Here is a 16776-nt window from a genome sequence, read left to right as displayed (position 1 = left end):
GCGTTCTCCACCGGATCCCACGCCCAGTAGCCGCCCCAGCCCAGCACCGCGTACGCCCACCACGAGCCCAGGATGATGCCGATGGAGAGGAACAGCCACGGGATGAGGATCCACCGCCGCAGGGGCGCCATCCACGCGTCGCCAATCTCTCCGCGCAGCAGCGCGGCCACGGCGATGCCGAAGGGCACCGTCATTCCCACGTAGCCCAGGTAGAGCATGGGCGGGTGGATGACCATGAGGATGTGGTTCTGCAGCAGCGGGTTGGGCCCTGGCCCGTCCGCCGGCACCTGCGCCAGGGTGTGCCAGGGGTTGGCAGGCCCCGCGATCAGGAAGGCGAAGAAGACGCCCACGCCCAGCATGGTGCCCAGCGCCAGCGACATGTACCGCCGGTGCTCGTCGCGGTGCACCAGCGCGAAGGCCAGCAAGAAGATGCCCAAGATGAGGCCCCAGAAGAGGATGGAGCCTTCCAGCGCGCTCCACAGGGCTACGATCTTGAAAGTCAGGGGCGTGGCGCGGCTTCCCACCTGCGCCACGTACTTGATGCTGAAGTCGTTGGTGACGAGCGCGTACACCATCGTCAGGTTGGAGCCCGTCATGCAGAGGAAGAAGCCCCACACTGCGCGCCGCACCCACTGCGAGCCCGCCTCGCTCTGGCGCAGGCCGCTCGTCAGTCCTACGACGGCCCCGAAGGCGGCGCACACCAGCGCCCCCAGCACGAGCCCGTATCCAATCGTTGCGTTCACTGCGCCCCCGTCGTGTTCGCCGCGGTGGTGGAGCCCTCGACGGTCTCCTGCCACTTGCGCGGCTCCTCACCCGGCTTGGGAGCGCGGTACTCGTTGGAGTGGTTCACCATGAGCCGGTTGGAGGCGAAGACCTGGGACTTGTCGAACGTCCCCTCCACCACCACGCCAATGCCATCCCGGAACATCTGCGGCGGCACCTCCACGGAGCGCACCGTCACGGCCACGGACTGCGGCGTGTGATCGGTGGCCACCTGGAAGTGCAGGGTGGTGTGCTCGGCGTTCCACTGGATGGAGCCGGGCTTCACCACGCCGCCCAGGCGGATGGTGGGGCCGTAGGCCTTCTCCCCCTGGGTCAGCATCTCCGCGGGGCTCCAGTAGTAGACGAGGTTCTCGCCAATGTTGCCGAAGGCCACGAAGGCCAGGCCGGCACCGGCCATCAGCAGGGCCCCTACGGCGATGAGTCGGTTACGAGCGACAGGTGACATGGCTCACTCCTTGGGTCCTACAGGCGAGTTCTTGGGCCGACGAATCCACAGCGATAACGAATAGAGGGCCAGCGCGCCCCAGGTAATGCCGTAGCTTACCCAGACAAAGCCCCAGCCGCCCTGAATGCGGCCGCTGCCCACCTCACCCGCGGCCGCCTGGGCCAGCACCACCAGCGAAGAGAGCGAGCTCATCACGCCGCCCCCGCAGTCCGGTTCGCCCCGGCGCCGTCGCCAGGGAGCGCCTCGGGGAGGGCCACCTCCAACTGCCGCTCGTACTGGGCGATTCGGTAGCGGTGGATGATGAAGAGGATCATGAAGGCCAGGAAGGCGAAGGCGCTGACACGCAGGGGCACCACCATCTCCGGGTCCACCGTCTTGGGCGAGGACTGGACCTGGTGCAGGCTGCGCCACCACTTCACCGAGAACCAGATGATGGGCAGGTTCACCGCGGAGATGATGCCCACCACGGAGCTCCACGTCGCGCGCTTCTCCGGGTCCTCCACGAAGCGGCGCAGCGCCATGTAGCCCATGTAGGTCACCAGCATGATGGCTGCAGTGGTCAGCCGGGGATCCCACGTCCAGTACACGCCCCACGTCGGCTTGCCCCAGATGGCGCCCAGCAGCACGCCCACCGCGCCGAACATCAGCCCCACCTCGGCGGAGGCCTCCGCCAGCGAGTCCGTCTTCCAGCTCTGCTTGAAGAGGTACGTCACCGAGCAGATGAAGTTGAGGGTGAGGCCGACCAGGGCGACCCAGACCGCGGGGACGTGGGCGTACATGATGCGCTGCACGTCCCCCATCTCGCGATCCGGCGGGGCCACGAACAGGCCGATGTAGTGCCCCACGGCCAGCAGCCCCAAGGCGATGGGTGGCAACGCCATTCGGAAGAACTTGCCCATAGAGTCAGTCCTCGATTACCCGCGGAAACAGCAAGAACCCCAGGCCCCAATAGATCAGGTTGAACCCGCCCAGCAGACCGAACCAAGAGCCGAGCTGATCCATTGGATCGCCCTGGAGCACCAGCGCCATGGCCTTGGTCGCGGCCAGCAGGGCCGGAACAATGAGCGGGAACAATAGCAGAGGTAGGAGCACGTCCCTCGCTCGGGCGTTGTTGGCGATGGCTGCATACACGCTCCCCGGGGCGGCGAGCGCCATACACCCGAGCACCAGGGTGGCCATGAGCTCTCCCACCCCCAGCACCACCTTCACCCCGTACAGGGCCACCATGACGGGGATGAGCAGGCTGCCCAGCAGGACGAGCAGCAGCGTGTTGCCCACCGCCTTGGACAGGAAGATGGCGCGCGCGTCCGCCGGAGCCAGCCGCAGGCCATCCATGCAGGCATTCTCGTACTCGATGCGGAAGGACTCGCCCAGGGACAGGGTGCTGGCGAAGAGGATGGCCAGCCAGAGGTAGCCCCCGGCGTTGCGCTCGAGCAGCTTGGTGTCCGGACCCAGCGCGAAGGAGAAGAGCAGCAGGGTGGAGAGCGCGAAGAAGACCAGGGCGTTGAGCCGGGCCCGCGTGCGCCACTCGATGAGCAGATCCTTGCCCAGCAGGACCAGGGCGGCGCGCAGGATGCCAATGGGACGGGGGCGGCTCATGCGGCGACCGCCCGGCCTTCTTGCAGGTGAAGGCGTTCCTCGCACAGCGTCAGACCTTGTTCGACGAGGTGGGTGGCGAGGATGACGGTGACGCCCGAGGCCTTCAGCTCGCGGATGATGGCCTCCATGGCCTGGATGCCGGCCGGATCCAGCTCTCCGAAGGGCTCGTCGAGCAGCGCCATGGACGGCTTCTTCAAGAGCAGCCGGGCGATGGCCAGGCGCTTGCGCATGCCGGCGCTGAACTGGCGCACGGGGCTGTCGGTGCGCCGCGTGAGGCCCACCCGCGTCAGCAACTGGCTGGCCGCGTCCCCCGGAGATGGCAGCCCGAGCAGCCGGGCGAGCACCGTGAGGTTCTGCACGGCCGTGAGATCCTCATAGAGGAAGCTGGCGTGGGACAGGAGGGCGACTTCTTGACGCAGGGCGTCACGATCCGTGAGGGTGTTGCGCCCAAGGACTTCGACCCGGCCGGCGGTGGGAGACAGGGCCGTGGCCACCAGGCGCAGCAGGGTGGTCTTCCCCGAGCCGTTGTGGCCCGTGAGGAGCAGGGAGCGGCCGGCGGGCAGCGAATAGGTGAGGCGCGCCAAGGCCCAATGACGCCCGTACCGCTTGCTCACGTCATGCAGGGCGATCGCCGGGGGCGAGGCAGTGGCGGGGGCGTCCATCAAGGGGAGCGTTCGTAACTGGAAATCGCGTCTTTCTCCAGCGAAAGCCGGTGGGGCGGGGGCGACGGCCTGGCCTGCGGGCGGCTGCCTTAGAAGCGCCCACCGAGCATGAGGCCCGCTGCCCCTCGTCCCAGGACGGTGGGAGCGAGTGTGATCTCCGGCGCTGGAGTCGAGGGTCCGTCGAAGTCGCGGGTGATCCAGGTGGTGACGCCCAGCCCCGAAAGCGTCCCGAGCGCCGCCGAGATCGCGATGGGCTCACCCTCCTTCACGCCGAGCAGGGCGGCAGTGGCCGCGCCCAGCAGGCCTCCGATGATGCCGCCCGAGTCGATGAGGAGCATCCGTCCGCGGGACACAGGGTAGGTCTTCGACAGGAGCGCGAACGAGGTGATGCCCACGCCGGTGACCACCGACTCGATGGCGAAGAAGTCCTTCGTCTCCCCGTCCATGGTGGAGAGGAGCAGCGCCGTCACCACGCCGGACCACAGGCCTCCCGAGTTAGCCATGGAGACCTGGCCCGCGCTCGGCGATGTGAGCAGGGCCACCGCGATCCCAGCGCCCGTCAGGCCCGCCATGCTGCCCATGATGGTCGCGAAGTTACCCGCGTCGCTGTTGATATCGAAGACCTCCATCGCCGCAATGCCGTACCCGACGCCCCAGGTCGTTCCGGAGTTGATCGCCGCGGCCTGGCCCGAGGTCACCCCTGCCTCGCGGGTCAGGAGCCACGAGGCGGCCGCGCCCGCGCCGGCTCCGAGCAGGGAGACACCCAGGAAGGCTCGGCCTTCGCAGTCGGCGATGCCGCAGAGCAGGGCACCTTGGGTCGCGCCATGGAGGGTCTGCCACACCACGAGGCTGCCGCGCGCAAAGCCCGTGGGCTTCTCGGCTCCGAAGAGGGCTGCCTCCGCCAGCTCCACCCCGGGTCCAAGCCGGATCTGCGCGAGCCGGGCGAGCTCGCCTGCATAGGGGTGCGTGGGGCAGGCGGCCAGGACGCGCTCGAAGGCTCCGAGCGCTGTCTCATCGTCTCCCGTCACCAGCGCGTCGAACCCCCGGAGGTAGTCGGACTCGGCGGAGGCGCAAGGATCCGAGGAGGAGGGCAGTGGAGGAGTGGACAGTGGCACGTCTGCCGAGGGCTGAGCGCTGGCGGGCTGAGCGCTGGCGGCAGTGGCGAGGAGGGAGAGCAGGGCGACGAGAAGGAGGGGCATGCACCGCCCATTGTGCACTGCTCTGCTTCCTGGGGCGCATGAGACGTTTTCTGGAGATCTGGAAACTTTTTCTACCCCTGGTGCCAAATGTTCCAGGGACGGCACAGGAGGACTCACCCCAGCATAGGGATTGTGCGCTGATGGCGGGTTCTGGCCCTGGCATCACTCCTGCAACGTTGCGCGGCAAGGGTTGGAGTGCGCATTGGGGGAGGTCATGGGCGCGGGTGGGTTGGTGCGGAGGGCGGTGAAGCTAGCAGCCGCCGGGGTGCTTCACTACAGCGGCCTGAGGAAGGCGATGGCGGTCTATCGCCGGAGTCAGTCGGGTGGGCGACGCATCCTGATCGTCAGCTACCACCGGGTTGTAGGGGACTTCACAGGCGAGGTGCAGCGGTCCATTCCAGGGCTGCTCATCTCTCAGGGGACATTTCGGCGGCATCTGGAGGAAGCCGCCCTGGCAGGCTACGAGTTCGCCTCCATTGGAGACGCAGTCGATGTGATGGCGGGGCGGAAGGTGGCGAAGCGGGATCTGTTCGTCATCACCTTTGATGATGGGTACCGGGATGTCTACCGGTACGCCTACCCGCTGCTCAAGCAGATGGGGGTGCCGGCGATCATCTATCTGCCGACCGACTTCATCGGCACGAACCGGCGCTTCCACCACGACCGGCTCTTCCACCTGGTGCAGGTGGCGAAGGCGCGGCGGCTGCGGCCTTACTTCAGCGCGCTTCCAGAACCGGCGCTGCAGCTGGTGACGCCTGTGCTGTCCGGGAGCAAGACGCCCTCGGAGTCGTTGGATGACTTCATCGGGGAGCATCCGTCGGGCGTGCTGCTGGACGTCATCGAGGCGCTGGAGAAGGAGCTGGGCGGAGGGCCGGAGCTGTTGCCCGAGCAGGGTGACGTCATGGACTGGGACGAGGTGCGGCGCATGGCGCGCGATGGCTTCGAGTTCGGCGCGCATACGCTGGGGCACACCGTGCTGACGATGGAGCCTCTCGAGCAGATGGAGCGGGAGATCCTCGAGTCCAAGCGTGCCATCGAGCGCGAGGTGGAGACCCAGGTCCAGCACTTCGCCTACTGCAACGGCTGGTACTCGGATGACGTCATCCGCTTACTGAGGACGCATGGGTTCCGCTCGGGGGTCACCACCGAGGATCTGCCCAACCAGGTGGGCGGGGATCCCTTCACGCTCAAGCGCAAGGTGCTGTGGGAGAACTTCAGCCTTGGGATGCTGGGGGACTACTCGACGGCGCTCACCGGGTGCCAGCTCGATGACTGCTTCATGATGCTGGGCATGAGCCGCTCGGTGCCGGGCCGGCGGACACACTTATCCGCCACACGGGTCGCCAACAGCCTGCTCGTGCGGAGTCCGCTGCCCCTGGAGGAACCGACGTGAGCTCACCCTCGGCACCTGCCTCGCCTGGATCCTTTCTGGGCAAGGCGGGTCCCCTGGTGTTGGCCCGGCTCTTTACTGCCGGGCTGACGCTGTCCATTCCCCTCGTCCTGGCCCGGGTGCTCAGCCTTGAGGAGTATGGGACGTACTACCAGCTCTTCCTGATCTCCACGACGCTCTACTTCGTGCTGCCCTTCGGCGTGACGCAGAGCCTCTACTACTTCCTGCCTCGCGCGGAGCAGAAGCGGCCGTACCTGGGCCAGACGCTGCTCTTCATGTCCGTGGCCGGGGTGGTGGGGGCAGCCCTGCTGGTGGCGCTGCTCGAGCCGGTGGCGGAGCTGTTCTCCAACCCTGGGCTGCTGGAGTACCGCTGGCCGCTGGCGATCTACACCGCGTTGATCATGGGCGCCCTCCCACTGGAGGTGGCCCTCACCAGCCAGGGGCGGACCCGTGAGTCGGCCGTGGTCTACCTGGCCTCGGACAGCGTGCGCGCGGCGGCCATGGTGCTGCCCTGCCTGCTGGGGGCCTCGCTGCATGGGATGATGGTGGCGGTGGCGGCGTTCGCCGGGCTGCGCTACGTGGCCACCTGGGTGATTGCGCTCCGAGGTACGACGGGGCCGCTGGTGAGCGGGAAGCTGCTGCGCGAGCAGCTGGTGTACGCGGCTCCATTCGGCGCGGCCATGGCGCTGTCCTTTCCCCAGCAGAACGCTCACTTCTACCTGGTAGCGAGCGCAGTCGCCCCGGCGCTGTACGCGTTCTACCGGGTGGGCTGCTTCCAGCTCCCGGTGGTGGAGCTCCTCTATACGCCCACGAGCGAGGTGCTGATGGTGCGCCTGGGCGAGCTGGAGAAGGCCGGGAGGTTGGAGGAGGGGGTGTTGGCCTTCCGTGAGGCCGCGGGGAAGCTGGCCTTCGTGTTCCTGCCGTTCGCCGCGTTCCTCTTCGCCGCGGCGCCCGAGTTCATCTCGGCGCTCTTCGGCGCGAAGTTCCTGCCCGCGGTGCCCATCTTCCGGGTGAGCGTGCTGGGCGTCGTGCTGTCCATCCTGCCCATGGACGGGGTGCTGCGCGCCCGGGGCTACACGCGCGCCATCCTCCTCTCGTACTTCATCAAGGCCGTGGTGACGGTGCCGCTCGTCTGGTGGGGGGTGCGCTCCTTCGGCATGAAGGGCGGCATCGTGTCCTGGGCGGTGGCGGAGCTGGTGGGGAAGGCGACCCTCCTGGTGCGAGTGCCCGCGGCGTTGTCCACGCCGGAGCGGCCACTGCGCATCGTCGACATCATCCCCTGGCCGGAGCTGAGCAAGGCGACCCTGGCGGCCTGTGCGGCGGCTGCGGGCGTCTTCGCGCTGCGCGCCGGGCTGGTGGGGGCGTGGGTGGGGTTGCCCGAGGGCTTCCTCTGGCGTGCGCTTCCGCTCGCCGTGGCCGGGCTGCTGTTCGTCGTTGGATATGTGGCCGTGCTGCATGTGACGGGCATTCGTCCGCTGCGCGTCCTGGCGGACATGAGAGCCCGCCGGGCAGCGTGATCCACTGAAATCCCACACCTGAGGAGGACTTCCCTCCTCAGGTGGGGCTACCTAGCTTCGGTGCCACGGTCTGGGATGGGGAGGGTGGGGTCATGGGGTTGGACGGGATGACGTGGTATCGGCTCGCGCGCAAGCTGCACCTGGGCGGCGTTCCTCTGTTGCCGGATCTCCTGCGCAAGGTCATCTACTACCTGCACAGCTCGCATGTTCCTTATCAGGCCGAGCTCGGGGAGGGCACGGAGCTTGGGTACGGCGGCATCGGGGTCGTCATCCACAGGGATGCGAAGGTAGGGCGGCACTGCCTCATCTCCCAGCAGGTGACCATCGGTGGGCGCTCGGGCATCGAGGGCGTGCCGGTGATTGGGGACTACGTCCGCATCGGCGCGGGAGCGAAGATCCTCGGCAACATCCGCATCGGTGACTTCGCGGTGATTGGCGCGAATGCGGTGGTCATCAAGGATGTGCCGCCGGCCACGGCTGTTGCGGGGGTGCCAGCCCGGGTGATCCGTCAGGATCGAGATCCGATCGGCATGTACCAGCGCGAGATGGGGAGGCTGCCTGATCCGCGGGACCAGGCGCGCTTCGCAGCGCCCCCGCTTCGGAGCCTCACGGAGACCACGTTTCAGAGTGGGGAGGCTTAGCTTCCATGCGCGTGCTGCTCATCGGTGATTACCCGCCGCCGCATGGCGGGGTGGCGATTCACGTTCAACAACTGCATCGATTTCTTCGCGAGCGTGGCGTCGAGGCGCAAGTGCTGGACATCGGAAAGGGCGGCCGGCCGGCTCCGGACGTCATCCCGGTCCGCTCCGTCGCGCCGTTCGGGCTGCGGCTCGCGGGATTCTTGAGCGCTGGGTGGACGGTGCACGTCCACACCGGTGGTGACAACCCGAAGTCCTGGATGCTGGCCGCCGTGGCGGGCGTCCCGGCGCCCCGATCGCCCCGGTTCATCACCCTGCACTCGGGGCTGCTGCCGGGGTTCCTGGCGGGCTCGGCGGCTCGGAGGGCCTTGGCCCGCGTCGCGCTTGCCGGTTACTCGCGCGTGGTGGCGGTGTCAGGAGCCGTGAAGGACGCGCTCGTCGGCTGTGGGGTACCCGCCGAGAAGATCCTCGTCCAGCCGGCGTTCTGCGCCGCTCAGGTGCGCCCTGGGCCGGTGACGCAGGCGGCGGAGCTGGCGAGGTCCCGGCGCTCGCCCTTGCTGGTGATGGCGCACCACCCGTCACCTGTCTATGGGCGGATGGTGATGTTCCGCGCACTCCGGGTACTGGCGGATGAGCTGCCGGGTGTGGGGCTCGCGGTGTTCGGGCCCGGGACGCGGACTCCGGAGTTCGCGCGTGACGCCCGCGAGGCGCGTGTGGCGCCATTCCTGGAGGACCTGGGCGAGCTGGATCACGAGGAGGCGCTCGGCCTCCTGGCGCGGTCCGATGTGTTCATCCGGCCCACGACGCATGATGGGGACTCCCTCTCCGTTCGCGAGGCGCTGGCGCTGGGCGTGCCCTGCGTGGCCAGCGACGTGTGCGTCCGGCCCGAGGGCACCTATCTGTTCCGGGGCGGCCATGCGCGGGACCTGGCGCTGAGGGTGCGGCAGGCGCTCGTCGAGGGGCCCGCCCAGGTGGCCCAGCCGGACGTGGGGCCCGTGCTGCTCGAGCTGTACGAGGATCTGGCGGCGTCGCGGTTCGAGGACTCCCGGACGGCCGTGGCGACTTGAACTTCCATAGAGGAGACATGACATGCGGCGCAGCGAAGACTTGGATCTGACACGCCGGGCCCTGCGAGGACGGGACCTGGTGGTGTTCTCCAACGACTGGGACGGGGATCCGCTCTCCAAGGTCCACATCATGCGGATCCTCTCGAGGGACAACCGCGTGCTGTGGGTGAACAGCATCGGCAACCGGGCTCCCAAGGCCAACGCGCACGACTTGCAGCGGATCTGGAGGAAGCTGTCCACCTTCACCGAGGGCATCCGCGAGGTGGAGCCGAACCTCTTCGTGCTGGCGCCGCTGGCCATCCCATTCTACGGCTCGGAGGCGGTGCGAGCGACGAACCGGGAGCTGCTGCGGCTCCAGGTGCGGCGGGCGATGCGGAAGCTGCACTTCCAGCGGCCCATCTCTTGGTCCTTCCTGCCGGCCTCGGCGCCGGTGTCGGGCACGCTGGGCGAGGAGTTCGTCGTCTACCACTGTGTGGACGAGTTCTCCGCGTTCAGCGACACCAATGGGCGCCACATCGCGGAGCTGGAGGAGCGGCTGCTGCGCAAGGCGAACCTGGTGATCACCTCCGCCGAGCGCCTGCGGGAGAACAAGGCGAAGGTGAACCCGAACACGGTGCTGGTGCGGCACGGGGTGGACTTCCAGCACTTCGTGAAGGCGTGTGATCCGGCCACGCCGATCCCGGAGGACATCGCGAAGCTGCCCGGGCCGATCATCGGCTTCTTCGGGCTGATGGCGGACTGGGTGGATCAGGAGGCGCTCATCGCCACGGCCAAGGCGCACCCCGAGGGCTCGGTGGTGGTGATCGGCAAGGTGGCGCCGGACTGCGACGTGTCCGAGCTGAAGAAGGTGCCCAACATCCACTTCCTGGGGCGCCAGCCGTACACGAGCCTGCCGGGCTACTGCCGCGCCTTCGACGTGGCGTTGATGCCCTTCAAGGTGAACGAGCTGACGCTCAACGCCAACCCGCTGAAGGTCCGCGAGTACCTGGCGGCGGGGCTCCCGGTGGTTTCCACGGACATCCCCGAGGTGCGCAAGGTGGGGCTGTGCAAGCTGGCGACCTCGACGGAGGACTTCGTGCGCAAGGTGGACGAGTGCCTCGCCGAGGGCCCGGGTCCGAGCCACGAGCGCGCCGAGCGGATCTTCCACGAGAGCTGGGACGCGCGTGTCGAGGAGATCCGCACCCACGTGGGCGCGGCCTTGCTCAAGGCGGGCCGGAGCCTGTAGGGCCCTGGCGTCCGGTGACAATGGCCTCGAGCCGGGCGTACCGGGCCGCGAGGCGGGCATAGTCCTTTGGGGAGATGTCTCGCTGGTCCAGGACCCGCGCCAGCTCCGCGCGGGCCTCCAGGTAATGGGCAGCTGGAATGCCACAGCGCTGCTCGAGCATCCGGGCGGTCTCCTCCTCGGAGAGCGCGAGGGGGATGCCCAGCCGCTCATGCGTGAGCTGGCGCAGGTGCCGGGCCAGCTCCGGAAGCAGCTCGCGCTCGACCTTCGAGCGGCGCGCGAGCCAGCCCATCGACTGCACGTACTCCAGCGCTGAGCGGTGCCGCTCTGGCAGCTGGGGCCTGGGAGCTCCCAAGCGCGTGCCTCTGGCGAACACGTAGAGCACGCCCACGGCCAGACACTGGAGGGCGAACACCCAGAGGCCCCGAGAGAGGGGCGGTGGGGGTGCCTCCGAGTGGTGGAACTCGTCGAACACCAGGGGGCCTCGGGCCGCCAGCGCATCCCAGAAGCGCAGGTTGTCGAGCTGCTCCAGCCGCCGGTTCTCCGCGAGGTCCGGCCCCGCGGCCACGTACACCTCGCCCTGGCCCAGCCCGAGCCGCCACAGCACCGCGGAGTCCTCCAGGCCGGCAATGGGCACGGCCTCCGCTAGGCCCAGGCGGACTCCCCGGTCGCGAGACACACGGAAGGCGCTCGAGCCGCGCGCGGCCCCTGCGGGGAGCCAGACGTCCACGCTGGTTCCCCCGAGGTCCTGATCGCCCTGGGGCAGCCCGCGGGAGCTCGCGCCCAGCCATGAGCTCTGCTCCAACTCCAACCACTGCTCCAGCGCTGGCTGCCCCTTGGCCTTCTCCCGCGAGGTGAGGAAGACGAGCGTTCCACCGGCCTGGACGAAGCGCTCCAGGGCCTCTACCTCTATAGAGGAGACGGAGCGAGCCTGAGGCGCTGCGAGGACGACGGTTCGAGCGGTGAAGGGGAGCGCTTCGAGCGAGTCTCGGTGTGCCTCCACCGAGGCACCGCCCTCGCGCAGATAGAGGTAGAGCGCGCGCAAGCCCAGTGGGCCTGGATTGTCCACGGAAGGGAGCGTGGACTCGGGAGCCGCCTGTCGTGTCGCCAGACCCATCGCCGCCGCCACGGTGATGAGGAGCCCGAAGAAGAGGAAAGTGCGCAGGTTCTTCATGTCGCTCCTCCCAGGGAAGAGACCTGCAGGCGCTCGACATCCGCCACGAAGGTTGCGGCCTCTTCTGGCGGCACGGGAGACAGCGAGTAGAAGGCACGGTCGTACCAGTGCACCAGCCGCTCCACCTCCTGGACGAGCGGGGGCGGGGCGCCTCGGCTGGGGAGCTCGGCGGCGAGCTCTCGGTTCGTCTTCACGCGGTCTGGCCGGGCCAGCTGCCGCTCCTCCAGGGTGGAGAGCAGGGCCAGCAGCCCTTGGCGGATGGCCTGACGCGGGTCGGCGGCGAGTGCCTCCCGGGCGCGCTTCAGGTGCTCGCGTGGGGAGTCGAGCTCGAGCGGGAGGGCGGAGCCCGCGTCGCGGTGAGACAAGGCCACGGAGGGGTGGCGCCAGCGGCGGAACCGCAACACTCCCCAGAGCACCACCGCCAGACCCAGCCCCAGGATCACCGCGCGCGTGGCGACGGCGAAGCTCTGGGCACCTTGGGATTGGAAGAAGCCGCTGAGCCAGGCGTCGGCCTGGCGGATGAGGCGCTGAAGGAAGTCGGTGTTGCGCTTGCGCGCCTGGGAGAACTCGGGTCGATCGAGGATGGCTCGGAGGCGATCCGGCGAGCTCACGGGCAAGGGAGCCTGTGAGCTCGCCGCCGCTTCCTGGAAGACACAGGCCTCACGGAGCCGGGCTACCACGTCCTGGGCGAGCTCTTCGGAAGAGAGGTCACCGTTCGGGCGCAGCGGAATTCCCCCTGCGCGTGACTCGAGGCCGTCCACGATGCTGGAGAGCTCGGCGGGGCGGAGCTTCGCGGTCTCTTCAAGGAGGCGGATGTCCACCTCCAGGTCCGCGCACGGCACCGAGGCGAGCAGCAAGGGGAGGACGAGGGTCAGCACGCGGCGCTCACGAGGAAGAGGAGCAGCTCATGGAGCGGGGCTTCGGTGGGTGAGGCGGCGCTCGAGGTCCAGCCCCTCCCGGCGCATCCGCATGTCCAGATAGAACATCGCGGAGAAGACCAGGGTGAGGGGGATGAAGATGGACTGTCCCAGGACTTGGAACAGCTCCACGGGGACGAGGAGGGCCTGAGGGATGGGGCGGGCCGTCGCGGCGGAGGGGTTGGACAGCTGTCCATAGGCTCCGCGGACGATCCAGGCCGGGAGGCTGAAGGTGAGGCTGACGGCGACGATGATTCCGGACACGGCGGTCAGGAGGATCATCGCCCGGACCTTCACACGGCCCAGGAAGCCGGGGGCGACACGCCCGGAGATCAGTGCCCCGGAGCGCCGGAAGGTATCGATGGCGGACAGATCCTCCATGGCGAACACCGGCCCGAGGAGGGAGAAGCGCAGGAAGTACCAGAGGAACGCGGCCAGCGCGCCCAGGCTGATCAAGATCGCCCCCACGATGGCGAGCACCATGCCCACGAGCGCGGCGCTCGAGCCAGGGGAGGTGCTGGCCAGGAGCGCTCCCGCACCGACGAGGAGCCCCCCCGGGAGCACCAGCAGCAGGCCGATGCCCAGTCCCCAGAGCAGGGACAGGAGGTAGGCCCCGGTGAAGGAACCCAGCCGACGCAAGGCGCGGCGCAGGCCATCTGCTGGCCGAGCGCTCTCGCCGAGCTGGACAGGCACCACATACCGGGAGACGACCAGGCTGGAGAGCCAGTAGGTCCAGGTGAGCACGAACAAGAGGAGGGTCAGGGCCAGCAGTGCGGAGCCAAGCTCTCCAGTGACGGCCGCGGGATCTTCGTCGACGCGGGCCTGGAGCTGCTGGTTGGGGAGGAAGAGGCCATTGGTGCTCTCGAGGGTGAGCGTGACGCTCTTCGCGAAGATGTAGTCCACCAGCTGGAAGGCCAGGCAGAGGACGAAGAGCGGCACGAGGTGCGCACGCCAGAAGATGGCGGAGCGGTCGATGAGCTCGCCGAGGGCGAGGGGACGCAGGTCCTTGATGCCGGCAGGGGGGCTCACGGGGGAGGCAGCATACCGCGACTCACTGCCTGGACTGGGAGGAGTGAGCGGATGCGCGCAGCAGGGCCCGCGCCACGGCGGCTGGCTCCTCTGCCTCCAGGACGGCGGAGATGACCGCGAACCCGTGCGCCACAGGGAGCCCGGCGGCCCGCTCCGGGGTTACTCCGCCGAGCGCGAAGGCCGGGCAAGGGAGGGACACTGCCAGCGCCTGGAAACCCTCCGGGCCCAGTGGGGGACGGGTGTCTGCAGGCTTCGACCCTGGGGCATATACGGGGCTCACCAGGGCCAGGTCCGCGCCTCGGGCGAGCCGGGCCTCCTGCGCGTCGTGGACGGCAACGCTGACCTGGCACCCGGCAGGCAGGTGCGGGCGGACCTCTTCCACCGTCAGGCCCCGGGCCGGCAGGTGCAGGTGCGCGCCCACCAGGAGCGCCACGTCCAGGCGTCCGTTGACGAAGAGCGGGTTGCCGCGCGCATGACACAGCGCCGCGAGCAGCCTGGCTTCTTCCAGGAAGGCACGTGCGGGGGCCTCCGGGTGGCGGTGCTGGACGGCCACCTCGGGTCCCGCCTCCAGCGCACGCTCCAGGGCCGTGAGCAGCCGGGCCCGGGGAATGCGCCAGTCGGTGATGACAATCAGCCGGGGGAGCGCGGGCACTACTCGACGAGCCCCTCGATGGGGCTGGAGGCGGAGGCGTACGCCTTGCGAGGGATGCGGCCGGCGAGGAAGGCGTCCCGGCCCGCTTCGATGGCCTTGCGCATGGCCACGGCCATCCTCACGGGATCCTTCGCGCCAGCGATGGCGGTGTTCATCAGGACCGCGTCCACACCCAGCTCCATGGCGATGGCGGCATCCGAGGCCGTCCCCACGCCCGCATCGACGATGACGGGGATCTTCACGAGCTCGCGGATGAGGCGGATGTTGTGGGGGTTGCGGATCCCGAGCCCCGAGCCAATGGGCGCCGCCAGGGGCATCACCGCCGCGCACCCCACCTCCTCCAGCTTGCGCGCGGTGATGGGATCGTCGGTGGTGTAGGGCAGGACGGTGAAGCCCTCCTTCACGAGGATTCGCGCTGCCTTCAACGTCTCCTCGACGTCCGGGTAGAGGGTCTTCTCATCGCCGAGCACCTCGAGCTTGACCCACTTGCTCATGCCCAGCTCCTCGGCGAGCCGGCAGGTGCGCACCGCGTCCTCGGCGGTGTAGCAGAGGGCGGTGTTGGGCAGGAGGCGGAGGCGGGAGGTGTCGATCCAGCTCATCAGCGACGCCTCGCCCCGTGCGGACAGGTCCAGGCGCCGGACAGCCACGGTGACCAACTGCGCTCCGGAGGCTTCATGGCAGCGCTTCATCACGTCGAAGCTGGGGTACTTGCCCGTGCCGATGATGAGCCGCGATTGAAAGGTGACGCCCGCGAGGGTGAAAGGGGTGTCCTGAGTGCTCATGTGCGCTCCTACCCGCCACCGACGAAGGTGACGATCTCCACGCGATCTTGTGGGTGCAGACGGTGCTCGGCGTGGCGGGCCCGCCGGACTACCTCCGCGTTCACCTCTACCGCTACGCCCGGTCCTCCTCCTACCCGTAGCAGCTCGAGAAGTGCTGACAGGGTCGTGCCGTCGGGCACCTCACGCGCTTCTCCGTTGACCCATATCGTCACGACCGACGCTCCTGGACTGGACGCACAGGCACTACAAGCGCGCCACTGCGCTGTCAACGCACACGGATCTGCTGCTGCGGGAGAAGGGGCCGCTATACTCGCCTCCATGCCCACCGCGACCCGCAGGCTTGCCGCTTCCGTTCTGGCGTTGACGATCGCCCTGCCAGCGGCGGCCGCCAAACCGAAGGCGCCCGCTCCCGCGCCGGCCTCGAAGCCGGAGAAGGCCTCGAAGGCCCAGCCGGCCTCAATCCCCGCCGCTGCGCTGGATGCGCCCACGCGCGAGCCCGAGCCCTTCATTCGAGGGCACCGCTATGCCTACGTCGCGGGCGGGGTCTTGCTGCTCGGAGGGGTAGGCTTCGGCTATTTCTCACGGGGAGAGGCCAGGCGAGCGGAGAGCCTCGAGACGGCCCGAGAGTCCAGCGCCGCGTTGAACCGGGCCCGCACCGCTGCGGCCACCTCGAACATGATGTATGGGGTTGCGGGCCTCACGCTCGCCTATGGGCTGTTGCTGGAGTTCCTTCCCGAGCCGGCCGCTGACGCGGCGAGCCTCACCTATCACTTCTGACGAGGACGCGTGGACGCAAGGTTGAAAGGTGGATCTCTCGTGTTCGCGGCCATGCTGGCGGCGGCGGGCTGCATCATCTCCCAGGACGAGCTGGCGGACCGCACGTGTCTGTCTGACGCGGACTGCCCCGAGGCCTACGCCTGTACAGGGCCGGAGGGGTTGCGCTTCTGCGAGGTCATCTACCCACCGCCCGGGTCCACCGTGGATGGGGGGACGCCCGATGCCGGCGGGGTCACGCCCACGTACTGCGCCAACGTCCAGCCAATCCTCGAGGCTACCTGTGTCTCGAGCTGTCACGGAGCCGTGACCACAGGCAGCGGCCGTACCGATTTCCGGCTGGACTACTACGAGGCGGAGGCGGGGCAGCCCAGGGGAGCCAAGGACATGGCTGCCCGTATCAAGGCCCGTGCATTCGATCTCCGGACCATGCCCCCACCGGGCAGCACCGCGCCCTCCGATGCCGAGCGTGCGGTGTTGGGCCGTTGGGCAGCAGCCGGAGCGCCTTTCTGTGATGGGGGCACTCCCTAGGAGCGGGGGCAACCGAGCCAACCATGAAAAGAGCCGTCGCCAGTCTGTACCTCTCCGCCGCCGTCGCCATCGTGGGCTGTGTCGTCTCGGTGAGTGACTTTGCCGGAAAGAGCTGTGAGAGCGCGGAGGATTGCCCGGATCCGTACGTCTGCATCGCGGTGCGCCCGGGTGCAGGTCGGACCTGTGAGCTGCTCGGCCTGCCCGACATTGCGGATGGGGGGGGGCCTGCGCCGGGCCCCGTGCCCACCTGGTGCGCGGACATCCAGCCCCTGCTCACGGCGTACTGCACCTCGAACTGCCACGGGACCGAGACCACCCGAAGCGGCCAGACCGGCTTCCGTCTGGACATCTATGAGGCCAGCGGGGACAAGCTGGGGGCCCTGGAGATGGCCCCT

At 68.7% G+C, this 16776-nt stretch carries 21 protein-coding genes; 8 read left to right on the top strand and 13 right to left on the bottom strand.

Annotation, left to right across the window (positions count from 1 at the left end; genetic code table 11):
- From ccsA (VD972_RS04695) to VD972_RS04665, 7 genes are all read right to left on the bottom strand, one after another.
- On the bottom strand, positions 1–743 hold a 743-nt coding region (gene ccsA / locus VD972_RS04695; protein ID WP_324981380.1), incomplete at its 3' end, for a cytochrome c biogenesis protein CcsA.
- Complete coding sequence (locus tag VD972_RS04690) at positions 740–1228, bottom strand: cytochrome c maturation protein CcmE (protein ID WP_324981376.1); 489 nt, start codon at positions 1226–1228, stop codon at positions 740–742. The genes VD972_RS04690 and ccsA (VD972_RS04695), both read right to left, overlap by 4 nt.
- 3 nt (positions 1229–1231) lie before the next feature.
- Positions 1232–1420, bottom strand: coding sequence for a hypothetical protein (locus VD972_RS04685; RefSeq protein WP_324981373.1), 189 nt, complete (start codon positions 1418–1420; stop codon positions 1232–1234).
- Positions 1420–2127: a cytochrome c biogenesis protein CcsA gene (ccsA, locus tag VD972_RS04680; protein ID WP_324981370.1), complete on the bottom strand. Its 708-nt coding sequence runs from the start codon at positions 2125–2127 to the stop codon at positions 1420–1422. Before ccsA (VD972_RS04680) ends, VD972_RS04685 begins: the two co-directional genes overlap by 1 nt.
- Positions 2128–2131: 4 nt before the next feature.
- Positions 2132–2827: a heme exporter protein CcmB gene (locus VD972_RS04675; RefSeq protein ID WP_324981367.1), complete on the bottom strand. Its 696-nt coding sequence runs from the start codon at positions 2825–2827 to the stop codon at positions 2132–2134.
- Complete coding sequence (ccmA, locus tag VD972_RS04670) at positions 2824–3489, bottom strand: heme ABC exporter ATP-binding protein CcmA (RefSeq protein ID WP_324981389.1); 666 nt, start codon at positions 3487–3489, stop codon at positions 2824–2826. Before ccmA ends, VD972_RS04675 begins: the two co-directional genes overlap by 4 nt.
- 89 nt (positions 3490–3578) lie before the next feature.
- Positions 3579–4688 carry a hypothetical protein gene (locus tag VD972_RS04665; RefSeq protein WP_324981365.1) on the bottom strand — a complete coding sequence of 370 codons (1110 nt, stop codon included), beginning with the start codon at positions 4686–4688 and terminating at the stop codon, positions 3579–3581.
- Positions 4689–4983: 295 nt separating this feature from the next.
- Between VD972_RS04665 and VD972_RS04660 the strand changes: the two genes are divergently transcribed.
- From VD972_RS04660 to exoP, 5 genes are all read left to right on the top strand, one after another.
- Positions 4984–6081, top strand: a complete 1098-nt coding sequence (locus VD972_RS04660) for a polysaccharide deacetylase family protein (protein ID WP_324981386.1) — start codon at positions 4984–4986, stop codon at positions 6079–6081.
- Complete coding sequence (locus VD972_RS04655) at positions 6078–7595, top strand: lipopolysaccharide biosynthesis protein (RefSeq protein WP_324981362.1); 1518 nt, start codon at positions 6078–6080, stop codon at positions 7593–7595. The genes VD972_RS04660 and VD972_RS04655 overlap by 4 nt, the downstream gene beginning before the upstream one ends.
- Before the next feature lie 92 nt (positions 7596–7687).
- Positions 7688–8236 carry a serine acetyltransferase gene (locus VD972_RS04650; RefSeq protein WP_324981383.1) on the top strand — a complete coding sequence of 183 codons (549 nt, stop codon included), beginning with the start codon at positions 7688–7690 and terminating at the stop codon, positions 8234–8236.
- A 5-nt stretch (positions 8237–8241) separates the two neighbouring features.
- Positions 8242–9300, top strand: coding sequence for a glycosyltransferase family 4 protein (locus VD972_RS04645; protein WP_324981359.1), 1059 nt, complete (start codon positions 8242–8244; stop codon positions 9298–9300).
- A 22-nt stretch (positions 9301–9322) separates the two neighbouring features.
- The gene (exoP, locus tag VD972_RS04640) at positions 9323–10525 is read left to right on the top strand and encodes a spore coat polysaccharide biosynthesis glycosyltransferase ExoP (RefSeq protein WP_324981355.1); all 1203 of its coding nucleotides are present in this window, start codon (positions 9323–9325) and stop codon (positions 10523–10525) included.
- Here exoP and VD972_RS04635 read toward each other — a convergent pair.
- From VD972_RS04635 to thiS, 6 genes are read right to left on the bottom strand one after another with little or no spacing between them, the layout of a single operon-like run.
- Entirely contained in the window at positions 10503–11696 is a 1194-nt protein-coding gene (locus VD972_RS04635; protein ID WP_324981353.1) for a DUF4350 domain-containing protein, read from the bottom strand. The two genes, exoP and VD972_RS04635, sit on opposite strands and share 23 nt — an antisense overlap.
- On the bottom strand, positions 11693–12574 hold the full coding sequence (locus VD972_RS04630) for a DUF4129 domain-containing protein (protein WP_324981350.1): 882 nt from the start codon (positions 12572–12574) through the stop codon (positions 11693–11695). The genes VD972_RS04635 and VD972_RS04630 overlap by 4 nt, the downstream gene beginning before the upstream one ends.
- Before the next feature lie 27 nt (positions 12575–12601).
- Positions 12602–13642, bottom strand: coding sequence for a hypothetical protein (locus VD972_RS04625; protein WP_324981347.1), 1041 nt, complete (start codon positions 13640–13642; stop codon positions 12602–12604).
- Between the two features lie 22 nt (positions 13643–13664).
- Positions 13665–14294, bottom strand: coding sequence for a thiamine phosphate synthase (locus VD972_RS04620; RefSeq protein WP_324981344.1), 630 nt, complete (start codon positions 14292–14294; stop codon positions 13665–13667).
- Positions 14294–15076 carry a thiazole synthase gene (locus VD972_RS04615; protein WP_324981340.1) on the bottom strand — a complete coding sequence of 261 codons (783 nt, stop codon included), beginning with the start codon at positions 15074–15076 and terminating at the stop codon, positions 14294–14296. The genes VD972_RS04620 and VD972_RS04615 overlap by 1 nt, the downstream gene beginning before the upstream one ends.
- Positions 15077–15084: 8 nt before the next feature.
- Positions 15085–15288: a sulfur carrier protein ThiS gene (gene thiS / locus VD972_RS04610; RefSeq protein ID WP_324981337.1), complete on the bottom strand. Its 204-nt coding sequence runs from the start codon at positions 15286–15288 to the stop codon at positions 15085–15087.
- A 106-nt stretch (positions 15289–15394) separates the two neighbouring features.
- Between thiS and VD972_RS04605 the strand changes: the two genes are divergently transcribed.
- From VD972_RS04605 to VD972_RS04595, 3 genes are all read left to right on the top strand, one after another.
- On the top strand, positions 15395–15853 hold the full coding sequence (locus VD972_RS04605) for a hypothetical protein (RefSeq protein WP_324981334.1): 459 nt from the start codon (positions 15395–15397) through the stop codon (positions 15851–15853).
- 39 nt (positions 15854–15892) lie between these two features.
- Complete coding sequence (locus tag VD972_RS04600) at positions 15893–16381, top strand: hypothetical protein (RefSeq protein ID WP_324981332.1); 489 nt, start codon at positions 15893–15895, stop codon at positions 16379–16381.
- A 23-nt stretch (positions 16382–16404) separates the two neighbouring features.
- Positions 16405–16776: hypothetical protein (locus tag VD972_RS04595; protein ID WP_324981329.1), on the top strand; the 372-nt coding region annotated here is incomplete at its 3' end.

The sequence above is a fragment of the Hyalangium sp. genome (assembly GCF_035629615.1).
Taxonomy (GTDB): Bacteria; Myxococcota; Myxococcia; order Myxococcales; family Myxococcaceae; genus Hyalangium.
This window is presented reverse-complemented; position numbering and strand designations above follow the sequence as displayed.